Origin of the sequence: Blautia intestinihominis (genome assembly GCF_040096655.1) — a bacterium.
Classification (GTDB): Bacteria; Bacillota; Clostridia; order Lachnospirales; family Lachnospiraceae; genus Blautia_A; species Blautia_A intestinihominis.
Map to the genome: position 1 here is coordinate 1 of NZ_JBBMEI010000128.1, position 4,826 is coordinate 4,826.

The 4,826-nt window shown below is 44.2% G+C and carries 4 protein-coding genes; 2 read left to right on the plus strand and 2 right to left on the minus strand.

Translation table 11 applies throughout. The annotated features are described in order from the left end of the window. Positions 1–162 precede the first annotated feature (162 nt). A complete protein-coding gene (locus WMO75_RS18780; protein ID WP_118252074.1) occupies positions 163–771 on the plus strand; it encodes a DUF1836 domain-containing protein in 609 nt (202 codons plus the stop codon). A gap of 57 nt (positions 772–828) precedes the next feature. Here WMO75_RS18780 and WMO75_RS18785 read toward each other — a convergent pair whose 3' ends face one another. After that, the gene (locus tag WMO75_RS18785; protein ID WP_227222195.1) at positions 829–1,785 is read right to left on the minus strand and encodes an SH3 domain-containing protein; all 957 of its coding nucleotides are present in this window, start codon (positions 1,783–1,785) and stop codon (positions 829–831) included. A gap of 41 nt (positions 1,786–1,826) precedes the next feature. Continuing rightward, the gene (locus WMO75_RS18790; protein ID WP_022213200.1) at positions 1,827–2,795 is read right to left on the minus strand and encodes a serine hydrolase; all 969 of its coding nucleotides are present in this window, start codon (positions 2,793–2,795) and stop codon (positions 1,827–1,829) included. Between the two features lie 245 nt (positions 2,796–3,040). Here WMO75_RS18790 and WMO75_RS18795 point away from each other — a divergent pair, with 245 nt between their 5' ends. Then, positions 3,041–4,750 (plus strand): serine hydrolase, encoded by a 1,710-nt coding sequence (locus WMO75_RS18795; protein WP_227222197.1) that lies wholly within the window; start codon positions 3,041–3,043, stop codon positions 4,748–4,750. Positions 4,751–4,826: the final 76 nt, after the last annotated feature.

Consider the following 4,826-nt stretch of genomic DNA (forward strand, 5'->3'; position numbering starts at 1 on the left):
AGAAGACCGATGGCTCTAACTATTACCAGTTTACACCATCGGTCTTCTTAAGTCCAGCTAACCCTTGAACAGTAACAAATAACAAATTCCTTTAGAAAAATGTTTACAAGTAGTATTTAAAACTATATAATAAGGGGCATAAGAGAGAGGAAAGTGGTATTTATGTCAACAAATAATGAGGCGATGATCAGACATATTCTGGACTGGGTTTCCGGAATTGGATATATTAAACCCGAGGATATTCCGAATATTGATCTTTATATGGATCAGGTAACGACTTTCATGGAAGAGCAGCTTGCACATTCCAAGCGATATCAGGAAGACAAGATTCTCACCAAGACCATGATCAATAACTATGCCAAGAATAATCTTCTTCCGTCACCGGTGAAGAAGCGTTATTCCAAAGAGCATCTGCTGGTTCTGATCTTTATTTACTACTTCAAGAACATTCTTTCTATCAATGATATTCAGACTCTTCTGAATCCGATCACGGATAAATATTTTAAATCTCAGGAGAAGCTGGATCTGACTTCTATCTATGAGGAAGTTTTCAGCATGGAGAAAGAACAGATTGAAGTTCTCAAGAAGGAGCTTCTGAAGAATTATCAGACTGCTCAGAATACGTTTACGGATGCTCCGGAGGATGAGCAGGATTTCCTGAAATTATTCTCTTTCATCTGCCTGCTCAGTTTTGATGTCTACATGAAAAAAACGATCATCGAGCAGATGATCGACAGTCTTCGAGAGAATGACCCAAAGAAAAAGAAATGATTTCACTCAAATAAAAAGAGGTTCCCGCCGCAGTGTGACGGGAACCTCTTTTGTTATTTAGTATAAATAATTCTTGTTTACATAGCCGGATTTGTTCAGTTTCGGTGCATATACATACCAGTAGGTGCTGTCGCTGGTATCCTGTACCTGCACGGTGTCTCCGCTGTAAAGCTCTCCGATCTCATTGCTGTCATCGTATGCCTTGGCGGTACGAAGTGCAAGATATCCTTTGCTTACACTGACGGTCTTGGTTACTACAGAAGGAGTGCTGCTGCCTGCGCCTACGAGATAGTTGCGGTTTACGTAGCCGGATTTGTTAAGCTTCGGAGAATATACATACCAGTAGGTACTGTCGCTTGAATCCTGTACCTGTACGGTATCTCCGCTGTAAAGTTCTCCGATCTCGTTCTTATCATCGTATGCCTTGGCGGTACGAAGCGCGAGGTATCCTTTGCTTACGCTGACGGTATAGCTGGCTCCGCCTGTGTTTGCTGTTCCACCGCCAACCAGATAGTTGCGGTTTACATAGCCGGATTTGTTAAGCTTCGGGGAATATACGTACCAGTAGGTGCTGTCGCTGGTATCCTGTACCTGTACAGTATCTCCGCTGTAAAGCTCTCCGATTTCATTCTTATCATCGTATGCCTTGGCTGTACGAAGTGCGAGATATCCCTTGCTTACACTGACTGTGTAATTGCTTCCTCCTGTGCTGCTTCCGCCGCCAACCAGATAATTGCGGTTTACATAGCCGGATTTATTCAGTTTTGCAGAATATACATACCAGTAAGTGCTGTCGCTGGTATCTGTAACTTCTACGGTATCTCCTGTGTAAAGCTCTCCGATCTCATTCTTATCATCGTATGCCTTGGCGGTACGCAGTGCAAGATATCCCTTGCTTACGCTGACTGTGTACATGGTTCCTGCAAAGCTTTCCTTTGCTGTTAATGGCAGGGATAAAGTGAAAACAAGTACAAAAAGTGCTGTCCATTTTAAAAATGTTGATTTTTCTTTCATAGTGATGCCCTCCTTTGGGAATATTATTTTTTACAATTCTCTCAGGAATTGTAAGAATCATAGATCTGTCTGCTCAGAGATGCGATCGTACTCTGAGCTGCCCCCGGCTGTGGAACATTCTCTGACATAAATACAATGATCAGGTCATTCAGGTCATTGTAGATGATTCCTGCATCATTCTCGACATCCGAAAGTTCTCCTGTCTTGTTTGCAACGCTGACGCCTGACGGCATCTGTGCCGGGATCTTGTTTCTCCTGCTCTGTGCTGCAAGTAATGCAAATTCTGCCTGTGCGTGTGCATCAGACTGCTGATTTCCATCGTAAACTTCCTTGAGGAAGTGTCCGCAGTCTGAAACAGAGGTATAATTGTCATCGTACTGATTGCTTGCGAGGAGAAGTCTTCCCATATGTGTGCTGGAATATCCCTTATCACTGCAGAAATTATTAACTACATTCATTCCTGCACTGCTGTCTCCGCCTCCCAGATAACTTACCAGTGTGTTTGCCGCATCATTATCACTGACTGTTATCATGGAATTCAGGTTGGAATCTACGCTGGACTGTCCATACTGTCCCACAATACTGTCATAATTCTCATAAACAGCTCCCATGATATAAAGCTTGATCAGACTTGCTGCCTGCATTCTGGCATCCTGGATGGCTCCTTCGGTATTTTTCTCCAGGTCACATACATATACGGACCAGGTTCCATTTCCTGACGGAAGTGCAAGACTTGACAAAACGCTCTGAAGTTTCTCATCAGTCCCGGCTGTCTCTGATGATGCAGAACTTCCAAATACGCTTCCTCCCTCTGACTCTGACGGCGGTGACAGGGTTCCCTGTCCCTCCTGGACTGTAGCTGTTTCATCCGGTGCCGGTTCCGGATGATGATCGGATTCCTCCGTTGTCTGTGTCTCTGCTGTGGCTTCTGCCGCATAACACGGCTGCACCATCAGACATGCTGTAATCAAACTGCTTACTGCGATTCTGGTTAAAGTCTTATTTTTCATTTTCTCTCTTCCTTATTTTCAGATACTTTTATTATAAGTTTTTTGTATAACAGTTGCAAGAAATTTGTTACCATTTACGGTAACTTATACCTTACTTCGTATCTTGCCAAAATACTGATTATAGCTTATCATAAAAGCGGCAGTTTTTGAAAATCAATTCTGCTCTCTGTATATATTTATTATAGCAGAGTGTTTCGCAAATTTGTAATTTTTATATACAAAAAACAGTTTTCAGGAGGTACTTTATGAAAAAATTTTTGACAGCACTGCTGCTTGGCAGCCTGATCTTTGTTTCACCGGCAGTCGTTTCGGCTTCTTCGGAAACCACCTATGAAAGTGAGGAAGGACAGGCCATGATCAAACCGCCGTCTTCTTCTGAACAGTCATCTGAAACAGAGGATGAAACGACAGATGAAACTGACGCGCAGGAAGAAGAGGGTACTATCAGTTCTTCTGATTCCTCATCTGGCATGGACTGGTCTGCTGCCAACACCGAAAACAGCAAAACTTCCAATCAGGGAAATTTCACGGTCTGTGTGGATGCCGGGCATCAGGGATCCTGGGTGGATATGAGCGCACAGGAACCAATGGCTCCTGGATCTTCCCAGACGAAAAACAAAGCTACGACAGGAACCAGCGGAAATTTTTCCAAAGTTCCAGAATATGAAGTGAATCTGGAAGTTTCTCTTGTACTCCAGAAAGAGCTGATCTCACGTGGGTATAATGTTATTATGACCCGTGAGGATAACGACACGGCTATCAGCAACAAGGAACGCGCGGAACTTGCTACGGAAAAAGGTGCTGATATCACGGTGCGTATCCATGCAAATGGCGATAACAGTTCTGCTTCTTCCGGTGCGCTTACGATGGCTCCTACTTCTTCCAATCAGTATCTGGATCAGGATATCATTGAGAAAAGTAATACGCTTGCAAGCTGTATCATCAATCATTACTGTGATGCGACCGGGCTTGGAAATCTTGGGGTGATCTCTTCTGATAATATGACAGGAACCAACTGGAGTACTGTTCCTGTTGCGATCCTTGAGATGGGATTTATGAGTAATCAGAATGATGATCTGTATATCACCAATTCTGCAAATCATGAGACGATGGCGAAGGCAGTCGCGGATGGTATTGATGAGTATTTCAGTATTGTTGCACCGGATACGGTTGCGATCGGGAAGCATCTTTCTGCACTTACAGATAAGATTGAAAAAGATTATGTGGATGTGCAGGAAAAGAAGGGTGAAAGCTGGGCTGTTTCTGTGATGGATCTTTCTACGCAGGCGTATAGTACGGTGAATGCGGAGAAGGCGATGAAGTCTGCGAGTGTTATTAAGGCGTTTATTATGGCGGCGGTTTATGATAAGATGGTTTATCCGAATGGAGCGGATACGGCTTCTGAGGAGTATGAGAAGACGTTGAAGCCGCTGCTTACGAAGATGATCACGGTTAGTGATAATGATGCGGCAAATGAGCTGGTGAGACAGCTTGGAAATGGGGATTTTGCTGCGGGGGCGGCTGTGGTTAATGAATTTTGTCAGGAGAGGGAGTATACCAGTACTCATCTTGGGAGGGAGTTCCTTGCGAATGAACCGACGGATGATAATTATGTGAGTGCTTCGGATTGTTGTCGGCTTTTGTCGGATATTTATAATGGAACGCTTGTTAATGAGAAGGCGGATTCCGATATGCTGGAATTGCTGAAGGGGCAGACTGTGAAGACGAAGATCCCGGTTGGGGTGCCGGATGGGATTGAGACGGCGAATAAGACGGGGGAGCTTTCTGACGCAAAGCTGGGAGTGGTTGAAAACGATATTGCTATTGTTTTCGATGCCACGCACCCTTATGTGATTGCGGTGCTTTCCAATGATGTTAAAAGTAATGCGGATGCGCAAAATACTATTGCGAAGATTTCTAAAGATGTTTATGAGTTTATGACTTCGCAGAAGTGAAAAACCCCTGAGGGGGGAAAGTATCTCGGAGTCTGCGAAGGCCGAAGTTCCCCCCTCAGACTCCCCCCTTCTTGGC